The sequence below is a fragment of the Pseudomonas kairouanensis genome (assembly GCF_004682055.1).
GTDB classification, from domain to species: Bacteria; Pseudomonadota; Gammaproteobacteria; order Pseudomonadales; family Pseudomonadaceae; genus Aquipseudomonas; species Aquipseudomonas kairouanensis.
This window is the reverse complement of record NZ_QUZU01000048.1, coordinates 28,247-45,350: the sequence shown is the minus strand read 5'-3', so window position 1 is coordinate 45,350 and position 17,104 is coordinate 28,247. Positions and strand designations below refer to the sequence as shown.

15 protein-coding genes are annotated in these 17,104 nt (G+C 58.8%); 9 read left to right on the top strand and 6 right to left on the bottom strand.

All coding sequences use genetic code 11. The features are described 5' to 3' along the window. Positions 1-16: 16 nt before the first annotated feature. Positions 17-829 (bottom strand): class I SAM-dependent methyltransferase, encoded by an 813-nt coding sequence (locus DYL59_RS26705; protein WP_135291834.1) that lies wholly within the window; start codon positions 827-829, stop codon positions 17-19. 153 nt (positions 830-982) lie between these two features. Here DYL59_RS26705 and DYL59_RS26700 point away from each other — a divergent pair, with 153 nt between their 5' ends. The 3 genes from DYL59_RS26700 (at position 983) to DYL59_RS26690 (ending at position 5,315) form a co-directional block, all read left to right on the top strand. Continuing rightward, complete coding sequence (locus DYL59_RS26700; protein WP_135291833.1) at positions 983-2,221, top strand: MFS transporter; 1,239 nt, start codon at positions 983-985, stop codon at positions 2,219-2,221. 168 nt (positions 2,222-2,389) lie between these two features. After that, the gene (locus DYL59_RS26695) at positions 2,390-3,976 is read left to right on the top strand and encodes an ABC-F family ATPase (RefSeq protein WP_135291832.1); all 1,587 of its coding nucleotides are present in this window, start codon (positions 2,390-2,392) and stop codon (positions 3,974-3,976) included. Between the two features lie 163 nt (positions 3,977-4,139). Further along, positions 4,140-5,315 carry an MFS transporter gene (locus DYL59_RS26690; RefSeq protein ID WP_135291831.1) on the top strand — a complete coding sequence of 392 codons (1,176 nt, stop codon included), beginning with the start codon at positions 4,140-4,142 and terminating at the stop codon, positions 5,313-5,315. On the opposite strand, the gene DYL59_RS26685 is transcribed toward DYL59_RS26690, so the two are convergent. Both DYL59_RS26685 and DYL59_RS26680 read right to left on the bottom strand, forming a co-directional pair. After that, positions 5,309-6,346, bottom strand: coding sequence for an alpha/beta hydrolase family protein (locus DYL59_RS26685; RefSeq protein ID WP_135291830.1), 1,038 nt, complete (start codon positions 6,344-6,346; stop codon positions 5,309-5,311). The genes DYL59_RS26690 and DYL59_RS26685 overlap by 7 nt on opposite strands. A gap of 229 nt (positions 6,347-6,575) precedes the next feature. After that, positions 6,576-7,187: an FMN-dependent NADH-azoreductase gene (locus DYL59_RS26680; protein WP_135291829.1), complete on the bottom strand. Its 612-nt coding sequence runs from the start codon at positions 7,185-7,187 to the stop codon at positions 6,576-6,578. A gap of 353 nt (positions 7,188-7,540) precedes the next feature. Between DYL59_RS26680 and DYL59_RS26675 the strand changes: the two genes are divergently transcribed. From DYL59_RS26675 to DYL59_RS26665, 3 genes are all read left to right on the top strand, one after another. Continuing rightward, positions 7,541-9,109, top strand: coding sequence for a hypothetical protein (locus tag DYL59_RS26675; protein WP_238340768.1), 1,569 nt, complete (start codon positions 7,541-7,543; stop codon positions 9,107-9,109). A 253-nt stretch (positions 9,110-9,362) separates the two neighbouring features. Continuing rightward, a complete protein-coding gene (locus DYL59_RS26670; protein WP_135291828.1) occupies positions 9,363-10,271 on the top strand; it encodes a LysR substrate-binding domain-containing protein in 909 nt (302 codons plus the stop codon). Next, on the top strand, positions 10,268-10,624 hold the full coding sequence (locus DYL59_RS26665) for an MmcQ/YjbR family DNA-binding protein (protein WP_135291827.1): 357 nt from the start codon (positions 10,268-10,270) through the stop codon (positions 10,622-10,624). The genes DYL59_RS26670 and DYL59_RS26665 overlap by 4 nt, the downstream gene beginning before the upstream one ends. Here DYL59_RS26665 and DYL59_RS26660 read toward each other — a convergent pair. Continuing rightward, complete coding sequence (locus DYL59_RS26660) at positions 10,613-10,996, bottom strand: DUF1294 domain-containing protein (RefSeq protein ID WP_135291826.1); 384 nt, start codon at positions 10,994-10,996, stop codon at positions 10,613-10,615. The genes DYL59_RS26665 and DYL59_RS26660 overlap by 12 nt on opposite strands. Further along, a complete protein-coding gene (locus DYL59_RS26655) occupies positions 10,993-11,823 on the bottom strand; it encodes an undecaprenyl-diphosphate phosphatase (protein WP_135291825.1) in 831 nt (276 codons plus the stop codon). The genes DYL59_RS26660 and DYL59_RS26655 overlap by 4 nt, the downstream gene beginning before the upstream one ends. Before the next feature lie 220 nt (positions 11,824-12,043). Between DYL59_RS26655 and DYL59_RS26650 the strand changes: the two genes are divergently transcribed. The 3 genes from DYL59_RS26650 (at position 12,044) to DYL59_RS26640 (ending at position 14,957) form a co-directional block, all read left to right on the top strand. Continuing rightward, positions 12,044-13,678, top strand: a complete 1,635-nt coding sequence (locus DYL59_RS26650) for a methyl-accepting chemotaxis protein (protein WP_135291824.1) — start codon at positions 12,044-12,046, stop codon at positions 13,676-13,678. 194 nt (positions 13,679-13,872) lie between these two features. Then, complete coding sequence (pnuC, locus tag DYL59_RS26645) at positions 13,873-14,436, top strand: nicotinamide riboside transporter PnuC (protein WP_135291823.1); 564 nt, start codon at positions 13,873-13,875, stop codon at positions 14,434-14,436. After that, positions 14,433-14,957: an AAA family ATPase gene (locus tag DYL59_RS26640; RefSeq protein WP_135291822.1), complete on the top strand. Its 525-nt coding sequence runs from the start codon at positions 14,433-14,435 to the stop codon at positions 14,955-14,957. Before pnuC ends, DYL59_RS26640 begins: the two co-directional genes overlap by 4 nt. Positions 14,958-15,076: 119 nt before the next feature. On the opposite strand, the gene ggt is transcribed toward DYL59_RS26640, so the two are convergent. Next, on the bottom strand, positions 15,077-16,801 hold the full coding sequence (ggt, locus tag DYL59_RS26635; protein ID WP_135291821.1) for a gamma-glutamyltransferase: 1,725 nt from the start codon (positions 16,799-16,801) through the stop codon (positions 15,077-15,079). Between the last annotated feature and the right edge of the window lie 303 nt (positions 16,802-17,104).

Below are 17,104 nucleotides of genomic sequence, written 5' to 3'. Positions count from 1 at the left end.
CCCGGCCATCGAGCGCTCAGGCACGGCGCTTGATCGCGGTCAAGGTAAAGCACAGCGGCAGTTGGGCTGGCTGGTGCTCGTATTGGTCGTAGAGCTCTTCACGATTGGAGTGGGGGTATTCTTGCAGATGAGTGATCTGCAAATCGGCATCAATGGCCGCGCTGACCACATCGCCCAAGGTGTGCACGAACCAGTAGGAGGTCGGCCCAGGCTCTTCCTCTAAGCCTTCGTAGACGATGGATTCGTTCAACACAAACGGCTCACGCTGAAAGTACGAACTGGCGGGCAGCAATGGGTTGACGGCCCTGGGGTCGAACACTTCGAGGAACGGATGGGTTTCATACATCACCAGGCTGCCACCCGGCTTCAAGGTGCTGGCCACATGACCCATGAATTGCGCCACATCCGGCATCCAACCGAGCACACCGATGGTCACCAGGGCGATATCGAAGCGCTCGTGCAAGTGGGGTGGCAGGTGATGGATGTCGCTTTCGATAAATTCGGGACTGTGGGGCGATACAGCAGCCAACTCGCGGGCCTGTTGCAGAAACGCCGGGGATTGATCCACCCCCACCACGGCGCTTGCGCCCAAGGCGTACAGCGACAAGCTCTCGCGACCGTTGTTACAGCACAGTTGCACCACCGCCTTGCCAGCCACGCCGAGGTCTTGCAGCACGCCGGTGAGGGTGGGGTCGAGGCAGGAAAACCCAGGGTTGCTCACTGACTGCAGCAGCGCAGCCCAGGTGGCCGTGGTTTTGTGCAGGCTGGCAGATTGGTCCCAGGCGTCCTTGTTGCAGGCAATCGCCTGCTGAGCTGAGGGCATGTCCATTGCGTCTCCTAAACGTCGTCAAACCAAACGTCAGAAAATAAGCCAAGTGCCCGGTGATTAAAACCCCGAGAAACGGGCGAAACTTAACGCAAACCCCGACGGTCATTACCGCTGAGTGTTCAGCCGTTGAACGCCCCTTGTGTAGTCCCCGTCATGGCCAAGCACTCCGATCTGCGTAATACCCTGTCCCTGGACAGCTTGAATTTCTTCCTGGCGGATGTGCGTGACGGCCTTGGCCCTTACCTTGCGATCTATTTGCTGGCCGTGCACAAATGGGACCCGGCCAGTATCGGCGTGGTCATGACCCTGGCGGGTATCGCCGCCCTGCTCACCCAGGGCCCGGCCGGCGCGCTGATCGACCGCACACGGGCTAAACGCGCAGTCATCGCGCTTGCCGCACTACTGGTTACTGGCAGTTGCGTGATCCTGCCCTTTGTCAGTTCCTTTACCTGGGTGGCGCTGACGCAAGCGGCCAGTGCCGCAGCCGCATCAGTCTTTGCCCCGGCGATCTCCGCGATTTCCCTGGGCATCACTGGCCCTCGTGCGTTCACCCGCCGAACCGGCCGCAACGAAACCTTCAATCACGCGGGCAACGCCGTGGCAGCATTGTTGGCCGGTGGCTCGGCTTACCTGTTCGGGCCCGTGGTAGTGTTTTACCTGATGGCCTTCATGGCACTGGCCAGCGTGGTGGCCGTCAGTTGTGTATCCGCGAAGGCCATCGACCATGACGTGGCCCGAGGCTTCGACCCCGCCCAGGCCAGCGATCACTCGCAGCCCTCTGGCCTCAGGGTACTCCTGGGCAATCGTCCACTGCTGTTGTTCGCCATCTGCTGCGCCTTGTTCCACTTGGCCAATGCGGCGATGCTGCCACTGGTCAGCCAGAAGCTGTCACAGATCAACCTGCAAATGGCCACGCCCCTGACCTCGGCGTGCATCGTCGCCGCGCAACTGGTGATGGTACCCATGGCCTGGCTGGTGGGGATCAAGGCCGATACCTGGGGGCGCAAGCCCTTGCTGCTGGCCGGGTTCCTCATCCTGCCGCTGCGAGGCGTGCTCTATACCGTCTACGACGATCCTTACTGGCTCGTGGCAGTGCAAATGCTCGACGGCATCGGTGCGGGTATTTTCGGCGCCTTGTTCCCCGTGATCGTCAAAGACCTGACCCACGGCACCGGCCGCTTCAATGTGAGCCTGGGTGCGCTGTCCACCGTATTCGGCCTGGGCGCAGCGCTGAGCAGCAGCCTGGCCGGTTTCGTGGTGCAACAGGCCGGCTACAACGCGGCGTTCCTGACCCTGGCCGGTGTGGCGGCGGTGGCGTTGGCGCTGTTATGGCTGGCTATGCCGGAGACATTGGCCAAGCCGGCGTTTGTCGGCCACGTAACGGCGGCCTGATATCTTCGCCATACAACTGTCGCCCCACATATGCGACAATGCGCGCCAAATTCCAACACACACCCCCAATTTCTGTTCAGCGACCGGGTTTCGCGCCTTGATGTCGCTGTTGATGCATGCCTGAAGGCACCTGCCGCCATGCTCGCAACCCATTGATAGGTAAAGTAATTGATCTCCACAGCTAACATCACCATGCAGTTCGGCGCCAAGCCGCTTTTCGAGAACGTCTCGGTCAAGTTCGGCGGCGGCAACCGTTATGGTTTGATCGGTGCCAACGGTTGCGGCAAGTCGACCTTCATGAAAATCCTCGGTGGCGACCTCGACCCGTCCGGCGGCCAGGTCATGCTGGAGCCGAATGTGCGCCTGGGTAAACTGCGCCAGGACCAGTTCGCCTACGAAGAATTCACCGTGCTCGACACCGTGATCATGGGTCACGAGGAGCTGTGGAAGGTCAAGGCCGAGCGCGATCGTATCTACTCGCTGCCGGAAATGAGCGAAGAAGACGGCATGGCCGTGGCCGAGCTGGAAACCGAATTCGCCGAGATGGACGGCTACACCGCCGAGTCCCGCGCCGGTGAGCTGCTGCTGGGCCTGGGTATTCCGCTGGAGCAACACTTTGGCCCGATGAGCGAAGTGTCCCCAGGCTGGAAGCTGCGTGTATTGCTGGCCCAGGCGCTGTTCTCCGATCCTGAAGTGCTGTTGCTCGACGAACCGACCAACCACTTGGACATCAACACCATCCGCTGGCTGGAAAACATCCTGACCCAGCGTTCCAGCCTGATGATCATCATCTCTCACGACCGTCACTTCCTGAACAGCGTGTGCACCCACATGGCTGACCTGGACTACGGCGAGCTGCGTCTGTTCCCAGGCAACTACGACGAGTACATGACCGTGGCGACCCAGTCCCGCGAGCAGTTGCTGTCGGACAACGCCAAGAAGAAGGCGCAGATCTCCGAACTGCAATCCTTCGTCAGCCGCTTCTCGGCCAACGCCTCCAAAGCCAAGCAGGCCACTTCCCGTGCCAAGGCGATTGACAAGATCCAGCTGGCCGAGGTCAAGCCTTCGAGCCGTGTAAGCCCGTTCATCCGTTTCGAGCAGAACAAAAAGCTGCACCGCCAGGCGGTCATCGTCGAGCGTATGGCCAAAGGCTTTGACGGCAAGCCACTGTTCAAGGACTTCAGCTTCCAGGTTGAAGCCGGCGAGCGCGTGGCGATCATCGGCCCGAACGGTATCGGCAAGACCACCCTGCTGCGCACCCTCGTCAACGAACTGACCCCGGATGCCGGTAGCGTCAAGTGGACCGACGCCGCAGAACTGGGCTACTACGCCCAGGACCACGCCCATGACTTCGAAGACGACGTGACCCTGTTCGACTGGATGGGCCAGTGGACCCAAGGCGAGCAGATGATCCGTGGCACCCTGGGTCGCATGCTGTTCTCCAACGACGAGATCCAGAAGTCGGTGAAGGTGATCTCTGGTGGTGAGCAAGGCCGCATGCTGTTCGGCAAGCTGATCCTGCAAAAGCCGAACGTGCTGATCATGGACGAACCGACCAACCACTTGGACATGGAATCCATCGAAGCGCTGAACCTGGCGCTGGAGAACTACCCAGGCACGCTGATCTTCGTCAGCCATGACCGTGAGTTCGTATCGTCCCTGGCTACCCGCATCATCGAGCTGAGTGCCACCGGCGTAATCGACTTCAGCGGCACCTACGACGACTACCTGCGCAGCCAAGGCGTGGTGTTTTAAGGGCAGCGATTAGTTTTCAGCTGCAAGCGGCAAGTTAGAGCCCCGTCCATAGTGATGGGGCTTTTTGCATCTAATGGAACACCATCATTAATCGTTAGCCTGCTTTCTTTTCCCCCAGACCCTTGCCATGATGCCCTCACCGCCCGCCCGCGAACGAGTGCCCATGTCTGCCACCGTCCCCAGCACTGCGTCGATCACGCTGCAGATCGTCTCCATCGTCTTCTATACCTTCATCGCCTTTATCTGCATCGGTCTGCCGATTGCGGTAATTCCAGGCTATGTCCATGAGCAATTGGGGTTCAGCGCGGTCGTGGCGGGCATTGCCATTGGCGCTCAGTACCTGGCCACCCTGCTCAGTCGTCCGCTGGCCGGGAGGATGTCGGATAACGTCGGCTCCAAGCGTGCGATTGTGCTGGGGTTGGCGGGGATTCTGGCCAGTGGCGTGCTGACCTTTCTGGCAACGTTGCTGGAAAGCACACCTACCGTGAGCCTGGGCATTCTGATTGCCGCGCGCGTGTTGCTGGGGGTGGCCCAGGGTTTGATCGGCGTGGGCACCATCAGTTGGTGCATGGGCCAGGTGGGGGCCGAGCACACGGCGCGGTCCATCTCATGGAACGGCATCGCCTCCTACGGCGCCATCGCCATCGGTGCGCCGCTGGGGGTGGTGATGGTTGCCGAATACGGCTACGCCAGCCTTGGCCTTGCGCTGTCAGCCCTGTCGGCGCTGGGCCTGGTGTTGATCCGCAACAAGCCCTCGGCGCCGATAGTACGCGGTGAACGCCTGCCGTTTTGGGCGGTGTTTGGGCGTATCGCGCCGTTTGGTGCCAGCCTGTGCCTGTCTTCGATTGGCTACGGCACCCTCACCACCTTTATTACCCTGTACTACCTCAACCATGGCTGGACCGGTGCGGCGTACTGCCTGACGGTATTTGGCGTGTGTTTTATCCTTTCGCGGTTGGTGTTCATCTCGGCCATCAGCCGCTTTGGCGGGTTCCGCGCGGCAATCGCTTGCATGATCATCGAAACCCTGGGCCTGACCCTGCTGTGGCTGGCACCGTCCACCGGCGTGGCGTTGATTGGCGCCGGGCTCACTGGGTTTGGCTTGTCGCTGGTGTACCCAGCGCTCGGCGTGGAAGCCATCAAGCAGGTGCCCAACGGCAGTCGAGGCGCCGGGTTAAGTGCGTATGCGGTGTTCTTTGACCTGGCCTTGGCGATTGCGGGGCCATTGATGGGCGCCGTGGCGCTGAACCTCGGCTATGGCTGGATCTTCTTTTGCGCAGCCTTGCTGTCAGTCACCGCCCTGGGCGTAACCGTCGCCCTCCAGCGCCGCGCTTACTGATCCGCGGTCTGCATACCGGCGCGCGTGGCTTGGCCAAGGGTGTGGCTGAAAAACCGGCCCGCCTCAGAGATCAGGTCGCGGTGGATGCCTTCGCGGTCGACACCATCGGCATCGGTACAAATCGCGGGCATGGCGGCCAATTGATCGTCGTCACACGGCGCCATGAACACAAAGTGCCCTGCCCCGGCCAGCAGCTTGAAGTTTGGCGGCTCTGGCAACTTGCGCGCCAGGGCGGCGGCGTTCTTGTCGACGGCCACCAGTTTGTCGCCGTCGCCGCTGTAGAGCAGCACCGGCACATGCACATCGGCGAGGGTATGACGGCCAAACATCAGGCTCAGCGGCGCCATTAGCATCAGTGCGTGAATACGCGGATCGGCCTGAGGTTGCAGGTCGTCGCGGTCGACCACCAGTTCGCCCTTGGTGGTACAGGCGTCGCGGTCCTCCGGGCGCTCCTGGCAGTAGCGGCGAAGGCGATCAAAATCCGGTTTGGCCCCGGCCAGGATCAACGCGGTTTCGCCACCGGCCGAATAGCCAATAACGCCCACCTGATCGACGTTGACGAACGGCGATAGCATGGGATCGCCTAGGGTGGCGGTGATGGCTTCGGAAATCTGGATCGGCCGCCCGTACAGGTTGCTCACTGTGCCCAGGCGGCTATGGTCCTTGTAGTTGTCCCCCGGATGCAGCACTGCCACCACCACAAAACCCTTGCGCGCCAGGGAAGTGGCCAGGTCATGCAGGGCCAGGGGCGTACCGGTGTTGCCGTGGGACAGCATCAACATCGGGAAACGCCCGATGGCGATCTTCGAATCTTCAGACGCGGCGACGTGATAGGCACCCAACTGTGTGGTGTGCGGGGCATCGGTGGAGGGGTAGAACGCGATGGCTTTCATCGGCTGCAAATCGAGCGGGTCGAGAAAGCTCATGCGGTGGAAGCCCACACTCCAATGGGGGTGCGGCGCAGGCGCGGCATGCACTGAAACCAGGCCACCGAGCAGAGAAAGAACCATAACTGCACAAAGACGCATCATGAGGATGTCCACCTTTGCTGCGTAAAGACCTGCATGTCTGATTGGAAAGTCCATGGTTCAAGGCGCTCGCACCGGGTGATAAACCCCTGCGTGCATAACCTGGGCCAAAATAGTGACAGCGGGTAAACGAAAAAACTCCGTAGTCCGGTCGTTGTGAGGCGATCAGAATACAGAGTTTAGACGTCCCGTTTCAGATTGATACGGGCAAAAGCCTTGTTTTACACAAGCTTTACGCGGCAGCGAACAATTGTTCGTTGATCAATACATTGGCGTCGCTCAGGGACTTGGTGCGCACTTCATCACCGTACGCCAGGCCGTGGGCACGCACGAACTCGATGTCGGTGATGCCGAGGAAGCCCAGCAGCACTTTCAAGTAGTCTTCATGGGCCACACCGGTGGCTTGACCGGCGTGCAAGCCACCCGAAGTGGACACGATGATGACCTTCTTGTTACCACACAGGCCTTCCGGACCGGCTTCGGTGTAGCGGAAGGTCTGGCCGGCAACGGCGATGCGGTCGATCCAGGCTTTGAGCTGGGTCGGGATGGTGAAGTTGTACATCGGTGCGGCGATTACCACGGCGTCGGCGGCGAGGAATTCAGCCAGGGTCTTGGCGCTCAGTTCAGCTTCTTGCTGCTGGGCGGCGCTGCGTTGCTCGGCCGGAGTGCCCAGGGCACCCAGGGTGGCGCCGGAGAAGTGATTGATGCCTTCGGCGGCCACGTCACGGTAGGTCACTTCCACGCCCGGTTCAGCTACTTGCCAAGCCTTGACCACGCCAGCGCTGAGCTGACGGGAAGCCGAGTTGTCGCCGAGGATGCTGGAATCGATGTGCAACAGTTTCATTTGAATTCTCCGAGTAGGATCGTCAGTGGCGATCAAGTGAGGCCAATCCTACAGACGAATCCTATAAGCGATTAGACCGCTAGTACGCGACTATTTGTCCTGCCAGCAGGACAATCTAACAAAAGGATCTAACTAGTATTGGGTTGCGCAGGAACCCCACCTAGCATGAAGAAGAGATATTGCTAATTGTTGAGATCCCCCAAGCGCATTTTTCCGTCGCTGGCAGCAGCTTCAGACACAAAGGCGGATCCTCTCTTCACAAAAATAAATTTTTTGAACGTCACCGCTAAGAAGCCAGATGAATATTTAATAGGTAGAATTCGTCCCAGTGAACGATTTGAAGGATCGCACAGTTGGCCACAAAAAGACGCGACGATTTTCTGCAGTCGACTATAACGACCATGCGACAGCGAGCGGGCGAAGCTTGCTCGAATCCTGAGTGCAGAGTACCGACCTCCGGCCCATGTGGTAGTGAGAAGGTCACCAGCATCGGGGTTGCGGCTCACATACACGCCGCAGCACCTGGTGGTAAACGCTATTTAGCAAGCATGACAAGTGAGGAACGGATTCACATAAATAATGGGATATGGCTCTGCTCAAACTGCTCAGTCATTATTGACAGAGACGTTGAAATATATCCTGCGGAACTCTTGCTCAAATGGAAAACATCTGCAGAGGACAAGGCAAAAGATTCGTTGGGTAAAAGGCCTCAAGCCTCAGACGCAGCAATCGGAAAATTACTTGAGGCCCTTGAAAATCGACAACCCAAGCTCAGCCTTGCCGGAGCGATAGCCAAAGCACACCGTGAGCAAGAGCAGTTTCTTGAACGCTTAGATCATCGCTTTTCCGTTACCTCTAGCCTTGTAGACGGAATTTCCCTCATCGAAATTAAAGCGAGAGAACCAGTACGCGTCCGCTTTCATATCAACGCAAAACAAAATGACGGTTATGAAGAAGGATTAAAAAACCTCTTCGATCATGGTAAGAAACTCGAAATTAATCTACTTGACGCATCAGTCCAGGGTTCCAATCTTCTTTCGCACCTTGTATCCGAAGACCCCGAAGGCGGAAAGTTAGTCTTTTCGCCTCTAAGTCGTGATGTATCAGCAAGAGTCGAATTGATTGATCCCGAAACAGATTTAGTAGACCACTTAACCGAAGTGAACGGCCAAATCACTGGCGGTGAAAAGTCATTAGCGTTCGAGGGAAAAGCTTTTGAAGGCTTGATTACCATAGGCTTCAGAAAAAACCTCATGCTACATGACGATACCCAAACCATTAGCCTGCATATAGATCTCACACTATGGGAGGAGCAAAAACTTGGATCGCTCCCTTATCTAGCAAAAATAGCAAAGCTATATCAACGCTTAGCGAATGGTTGGGAGCTTTCACTGATAATAGAGCATAGGGGCGAAGTGGTTTTTAGCGGAGCCAGCAACTTCAACTCCTGCAGGGACGACATTCGTGCTCTAAATGCATTCCTAGCTTACACTACCAGGGCACGAAGCATATCAATGCTACTTGAAAAACAAATTATATTCACCAGACACATCACATTCAGCCCCGTAGAGCTGGCAAATCTCGAAGAAATCCGTCGTATATTAGAAAACCAAGGCCAGATTCCCGAAGAAAATCTGATAAAGCCAATGATCATCGATGTTAACTATGATGAAACCATTAACCAATTCGAAATATTAGGTGGAAAAAAACCTGGAACATTGCGCTTCGTCGAGAATGAACATAATGCACTAGTAGTTTTTGACCAAGTAATCAAGTTACCTCGCAAGGTTCTTCTCGTCGAAGGTTTTATTCCTGAAATTAAACGAAAGAAAGGGAAAATGAAGACTGGTGACAACTTCAAATTGATTCTGAAGCCTATTGATGGCTATGCAATGACTTGCTTGTACGACCACAACATTTAAACCTTGGCATATAAAGGGATAACCACAAAATAGTACATTCACATGAAGCATGCACTTATGGATGTAGTGCAGTTTTTGCATACTCCCCGGAGGCTGCTCAAGAAATCCTACTTGTACTAGTTGATCTCCAAAAAGTCGGACGTTGATTCACAAATCTCTTCACTTTTGTAGGCGCGTGCCAATATATTTTCTAGTGGATTTGTCATCTCAACACGCGGATAGTTTGTCCCACTGACAGGACAATAGGCCCACCATGCAAGACCTCAACGACCTCTACTATTTCGCCAAAGTCGTGGAAGCCGGTGGCTTCGCGGCCGCCGGGCGGCTGCTGGGGATTCCCAAGTCGCGCTTGTCGCGGCGCATTGCCGAGCTGGAAGAACGCCTCGGCGCACGCCTGCTGCAACGCACCACGCGGCAACTCACCCTTACCGCTGTTGGCGAACGCTACCTGCGCCATTGCCAGGCCATGCTTTTAGAAGCGGAGATGGCCGATGAGGCCGTGGCCAGCATGTCCAGCGAGCCCCGTGGGCGCCTGCGGGTCAGTTGCCCGGTGGGCATGGCCCAACACATCCTGCCGGAACTGGTGGCGGGTTTTCTCGCGGCGCACCCTCAGGTGCAGTTGGAAATGACCCTGGTCAACCGCCGTGTAGACCTGGTGGCCGAGGGCATAGATGTGGCCCTGCGGGTACGCGAGCATGGGGATGAAGATCCGTTACTGGTGACCAAGCGCCTGCGCGCAGCCCAAACCGTATTGGTCGCCAGCCCAACGTTCATGCAAGGCACACAAATCAATACCCTCGAAGAGCTTAAACAGCTGCCGATACTCGGTGCGCTTGAGGCAGATCGCATGGTGCATCAACGCATCCTCGACCCCCAGGGAAACCCCCACGAACTGGTGATGGAAGCCCGCCTCGGCATCGACGATTTCATCGTACGCAAAGCCAGCGCAATCATGGGCCTGGGCTTTACCGTGCTGCCGATGATGTATTGCGAAGAAGAACTGGCCAGGGGCCAACTGGTGCAACTGCTGCCAGAGTGGTCACTGCCCGGCGGCTGGCTGCAGGCGGTGTACCCGCACCGACGCGGCGTGCTGCCGGCCATTCGCGCCTGGATCGACTACCTGGAAGAAGGCTTCAAAAGCTGCGGAGACCGCCTGTTATGAACATGACCGAAGATCAAGTCGCCACCTTCTGCCTGAGCCTGCCCGGTGCGCGGGAGGACTACAAATGGGGCGGCGTACGCGTGTTCTCGATTGCCGGCAACAAGATGTTCGCCCTGCAAAACCTGCGGGGCGATTCGCTGGCGTTCAAGGTCGACAAGGAACTGTTTCTTGGCCATGTCGACCGCCCAGGTATTCACCCGGCGCCCTACCTGGCACGTGCGCAGTGGATCATCATGAACACGCCCTACCCGCTGGGCGCCGAAGAACTGCGTAGCTTGTTGCAACGTTCCCACCAGCTTGTAGTGAGTAAATTGCCCAAACGCACGCAGATCGGTTTGCTGCTAGAGGACTGACCACAGCGTGCCGCCCAGGAATAACTGATCCAGCCAGAACACCTGGTGCAACAACACGATCACCCAGAACAGCACCTGGTAGGACACCTTGCGCGTCTTGTGCCGAAACACCTGCTGCGCCACCAATGCCCCCGGCCACCCGCCTGCCAGCTCCACGGCATGCAGGATGTTCTCCGGGGTGCGCCAACTGTTGGTCTGCGCCTTGCGCTTGTCACGCCAATACAGGAAGAACGCGATCAGGCTGACCACGCCATAGGCCGCCAGCGGTATATACGTTTCACCGCGCAGCCACACCAGCACCGCGCCCACCAATGGCGCGGTGCACAGCAGTACAAAGAGCGCCGCTTTCAGGCGCGGGTGCTGGATCGTCATGCCTGGGCCGACGCCCAGTCGATCCAGCCGAACTGCCACGTTGCCAAAATCAACAGACCAAAGCCGATGCGGTACCAGGCAAATGCCGCGTAGCTGTGGCTGGCGATGAACTTGAGCAGGCCTTTGACCGCGATCATCGCAAAGATGAACGAGGTCACGAAGCCAACGGCAAACACCGGCAAGTCCGCCGGTTGGAACAGGTCACGGTATTTGTAGCCCGAGTACACCGCCGCACCGACCATGGTCGGCATGGCCAGGAAGAACGAAAACTCGGTGGCCGTCTTGCGCGACAGCCCGAACAGCAGACCGCCAATAATGGTCGAGCCCGAACGCGAAGTGCCCGGGATCATCGCCAGGCACTGGGCAAAACCGACTTTCAATGCATCTTTCCAGGTGATGTCATCGACGGTCTCGGCATGCACACTGTGCTCGCGGCGCTCGGCCCACAACATGACGATGCCGCCCACCACCAGTGCCGTGGCAACCGTGATGGGGTTGAACAGGTAATGATGGATCAGGTCGGCGAAGATCACCCCCAGCACCACCGCCGGCAGGAACGCGATCAGCAGGTTCATAGTAAAGCGCTGAGCGTTGCGCTGGGTCGGCAGCCCCGTCACCACATCGAGGATCTTGCGGCGAAACTCCCACACCACCGCGAGGATCGCGCCCAGCTGGATGATGATGTTGAAGGCCATTGCACGTTCACCACCGAAGTCGAGCAAGTCGGCCACGATGATCTGGTGGCCGGTGCTGGAGATGGGCAGGAACTCGGTAAGCCCCTCCACAACGCCAAGAATCAATGCCTGAATGGCGGTCCAAAAATCCATGCTTCCCCCAAAGGTCATGCGCAGCGGCATGCCTTATTGATATTTTTTAGTGGTTCACTGACGCGAAGGCCTGGTGCGTATTCTCATCACCGGCATGCAAAAAAATCGTGAAAAATCAGACGGCATTCAGGTTTTCCGAATACCGGCCGAAAGCCTATCAGACACGCGGGAAAAGTCGATGCAGCGCCCACAATTATAAGAAGCATGGAGTGACAGGACGATGAACAGTTTGCGCAATATGTCGATCAGCCGCCGGCTCTGGCTGATCCTGATAGTCGCCGTTCTGATGCTGCTGGCCTTGGGTTTATTGATGCTCAAGCAGATTCATGGCGACCTGTACCAGGCCAAACGCCAGCAGACCCAACATGTGGTGCAGACCGCCAGCGGGATCCTGACGTTTTATCACGGCCTGGAAAAAACCGGCGCCATGACCCGTGAAGATGCGCAAAAACAAGCCCTGAGTGTGGTGCGCGGGCTGCGCTACGACCATGACGACTATTTCTGGATCAACGACCTCACCCCCGTGATGATCATGCATCCGGCCAACCCCAAGCTCGACGGCCAGAACCTCTCGGCCATCCGCGACCCGGACGGGTTCGCGGTGTTCAACGAGTTCGTGGTGCTGGCCAAGGCCAAGGGCGCCGGCATCATCAATTACCGCTGGCCCAAGCCGGGCGCCGACGCACCAGTGGCCAAGACCTCGTATATCCAATTGTTCGAACCCTGGGGCTGGATCATCGGTTCCGGCGTGTACGTGGACGATGTGCAGGCCGAATTCACTGGCCAGGTGTGGAAAGCCTCGTTTATCGGGCTGGGCATCGCGCTGGTCATGGCGTTGCTGGTATCGCTGATCGCCCGCAGCATCGTGCGCCCGTTGCAGGCGGCGGTGAACGCCATGGGCAATATCGCCAGCGGCGAAAGCGACCTCACCCGCAGCCTCGACACCCACGGCCAGGACGAAGTCACCCAACTGTCGCAGCACTTCAATAGCTTTACCGCCAAGCTGCGCCAGGTGGTGAGCCAGTTGCAGGTGTGCGCCAACGCCCTGGGCCAGTCGTCCCAGGAACTGGGCAACAATGCCACCCAGGCCCACGACCGCAGCCAGCAACAATCGCAGCAGATGGAACTGGTGGCCACCGCCATCAATGAAGTGACCTACGGCGTGCAGGACGTGGCCAAGAACGCCGAACACGCGGCCAGCGAAATGCGCGACGCCCAGGCACAGGCACAGCAAGGCCAGGTCAATATCGACGGCAGCTTGCAACAGATCGATCAACTCTCCAGCACCATCAGCCAAGCCGTGGAGGTGATCCGCACCCTGTCCAGCGAAAGCACGCAGATTGGCGGCGTGCTGGAAGTGATCCGCTCCATCGCCGACCAGACCAACCTGCTGGCCCTCAACGCAGCGATTGAAGCCGCCCGCGCCGGTGAACAAGGCCGTGGCTTTGCGGTGGTGGCCGATGAAGTGCGACTGCTGGCCCAGCGTACGCAAAAATCCACCGCCGAGATCCAGGTGATGATCGAGCGCCTGCAAGGTCACTCGGAAGCCGCCGTCAAGGTGATCAGCGACAGCCACAGCGCCTCCCAACTGACCATCGAGCAAGCCGGTCAGGCCGGCGCCAGCCTGACCGCCATCGGCCAGGCCCTGCGCAACCTCAACGGCCTGAACGCGTCGATCGCCAGCGCCACCCTTCAGCAGGCCCACGTAGTCGAAGACATCAACCAGAACGTAACCCAGGCCGCCGGTTTGTCCCATAGCACCGCGTTGGCGGCAGAGCAGTCGAGTGTGGCCAGTGCGCACTTGCACTCATTAAGCGAACAACTCAACGGACTGCTGCGCCAATTCAAAGTCTGATAATGATCCAAATGTGGGAGGGGCGGTGCGACGATTCGACTTGCTCCCGATAGCGGTAGGTCAGCCACAAATCAGCTGACTGACACACCGCCATCGGGAGCAAGCCCCCTCCCACATTGGCCCTCCTGTGGTTTGAAGATCGCTGGCCTATGGTTACAATCCCCGCCCTCTCCCACTCTCCCCAAGGAACTGCCATGTCCGGGCTTGAACTGTTCGCCGCCGCCCTGGGGGTGATCGCCGTCTGGCTGACGGTCAAGCAGAACCCCTGGTGCTGGCCCATCGGCCTGGTGATGGTGCTGCTGTACACCTGGGTGTTTTACGACGTGAAGCTCTATTCCGACATGCTGTTGCAAGTGGTGTACGCCGCGCTACAAGTCTACGGCTGGTGGCAATGGACCCGCGCTGGCGAGGTCAAGCAAGGCCGCCAGGTCACGAGCTTGGGCGTACCCGCCATTATGACCAGCCTGGCCGTAGGCGCCGTGGGCAGCGTGTTGCTCGGCGCAGCCATGGCCCATTGGACCGACGCCGCGCAACCCTGGCTGGACGCCGCCCTCACCGGCTTCAGCCTGGTGGCGCAACTGTGGATGGCCCAGAAACGCGTGCAGTGCTGGCCGCTCTGGATTGCCGTGGACGTGATCTTCGTTGGACTGTTCCTCTACAAAGGCCTCTATCTCACCGCAGCGCTGTACGCCTTGTTTACCGTGATCGCCGTGCAAGGCTGGCGTGAGTGGCGTGCCGACCCGGCATTGCAACCATGAAAGTGGTGGTACTGGCGGGCCCCGAGTCCAGCGGCAAAAGCTGGTTGGCGGCGCAGTTGCACGCCCACTTCGGTGGTTTGGTGGTGGGCGAATACGTGCGCTATTTCATCGATCACCATCAGCGCGATACCTGCCTGGCGGACATCCCGGCCATCGCCCACGGCCAACTGGCCTGGGAAGATGATGCCCGTGCCGAAAGGCCCCACCTGTTGATCCTTGATACCCATTTGCTGACCAACAAACTTTGGAGCCAGACCCTGTTCGGCGACTACCCCGCGTGGCTCGACACTGAACTGCTGGCCCGCCACTACGACCTGCACCTGCTGTTATCGCCGGAAGATGTGGAATGGACCGCCGATGGCCAGCGCTGCCAGCCGGAATTGGCCGATCGCCAAGCTTTTTTCCAGGACAGCCTGGCGTGGATGCAGGCGCATCAACAGCCGGTAGTGGTGATTCGGGGGGATTGGGAGGAGCGCAGAAACGCGGCGTTTTCAGCCGTGCAACAACTGCTTGATGCATAACACTGTGCCCCTGTGGGAGCGGGCTTGCTCGCGAAAGCGGTGAATCAGTCAAAACATCTTCGTTTGACACTGCGCATTCGCGAGCAAGCCCGCCCCCACACTTCTGACTGCACCCGGCTTTAGTAGCCCAGCGACAGCCCCGTGTTACGACGTGGGTCATTGGCCCCGTAGAAACGGTTATTGCCCACCGGCTTACCATCCAGAGACGGCGCACCTACCAGGATCGCCGCCAAGTGGTTGGCGTCTTGCGGGCCGGCAAACTTATGGCCCCAGCTTTCCAGGATTTTCTGGGTGTCCGGGCTTACGGCAAAGGTCTCAAGGTTGGTGGTGTCCGGCATCCACTGTTGGTGGAAACGCGGCGCGTCCACGGCCTCCTGAATGTTCATCTTGTAGTCGATCACATTGAGGATGGTCAGCAACGTCGCCGTGATGATACGGCTGCCGCCCGGCGTGCCGACTACCATCACCGCCTTGCCGTCCTTGGTCACGATGGTCGGGCTCATCGATGACAGCGGCGCCTTGCCCGGTGCGATGGCGTTGGCTTCACCCTGGACCAGGCCGTACATGTTCGGCACGCCGACCTTGACGGTGAAGTCGTCCATTTCGTCGTTGAGAATCACCCCGGTCTTGCTCGCCATCACCCCCGCACCGAACCAGTCGTTGAGGGTGTAGGTGACCGAAACGGCATTGCCCCACTTGTCGACGATGGAATAGTGGGTGGTGTTGTTGCCTTCATGGGGCGATACACCTGGCTTGATTGCCTGGGAATCACCGGCCTTTTGTGGCTCGATGGCGGCGCGCAGCTTGGCGGCGTAGCCCTTGTCCAGCAGGTGGGCAATCGGGTTTTTCACAAAATCCGGGTCGCCCAGGTAGCTGTTACGGTCCACGTAGGCGTGGCGCATGGCTTCGATCTGGTAGTGCAGGCCCTGGGCCGAGTGATAGCCCAGGTCGGCCATCGGGTAGCCTTCGAGAATGTTCATGATCTGGCAGATCACCACGCCACCGGAGCTTGGCGGCGGCGCCGAGACCACATGGTAGCCACGGTAGTCGCACTCGATGGGTGCCAGTTCGCGGGTTTTGTATTTGTCCAGGTCAGCCTGGGTGATGATGCCTTTGCCGGCCTGGCTGGAATCCACCAGAGCCTTGGCCACCCACCCTTTATAGAAACCGTCGCTGCCTTTGGCCGAGATTTCCTTGAGGGTCTTGGCCAGGTCTTTCTGCACCAGTTTCTGACCCACCTGCAGCGGCTGGCCGTTGTGCAGGAAGATACCGCGCATGTCCTTGTCTTTTTCGAACTCGCCGGTAGCGGTGTGCAGCAGGTCGATATCACCCTGCTCCAGGGCAAAGCCGTTTTCCGCGAGTTTGATCGCCGGGGCAATCACCTGGGCACGCTTGAGGGTGCCGTATTTGCTCAGGGCCAGTTCCATGCCGGAAACGGTGCCGGGCACGCCAACAGCCAGGTGCCCCTTGGCGCTGAGGCCTTCGACCACATTGCCGTCTTTATCCAGGTACATGTCGGCAGTGGCCGCCAGCGGGGCTTTTTCTCGGAAGTCGAGGAAGGTCTTGCGCCCGTCGGCCAACTGCACGGTCATGAACCCACCACCGCCCAGGTTGCCCGCCGCCGGGTACACCACCGCCAGTGCGTAGCCCACGGCCACCGCGGCATCCACCGCGTTACCGCCGGCCTTGAGCACATCCACGCCCACATGAGTGGCCAAATGCTGGGCCGTTACCACCATGCCGTTTTCGCCAGCCACCGGGGCCTGGGAAGCGGCTTGCACACCGCTGACCGTCAACACCAGCGCAGTGGCAATCAAGGTACGGCTGAAGGGTTGGTATTTCATCCATGGCTACTCTAGTTATTGAGGTGCACCAAAATAGCCCGGCCGGACTCTATTCCCCAGCGCAATGGCGTTTTTTTTACAGAACCTGTCGGTCACAGAACCGTGCCGGTAAAGGAACCGCCGCCATCGCGCCGCCACTCACTTGCCGCTACGCCAGCCTGACAAGGCATTGGCGATCCCTTTTTCAGATGCAGGCAAGGGCCGCCCCCATGACCAGTTCCCCGTTATCGCAGATTACTTTTGTACCCTTCACGCCCTCAGGCAAAACTCCGGCACCCGTAGACACCACACGCACCGGCGAAT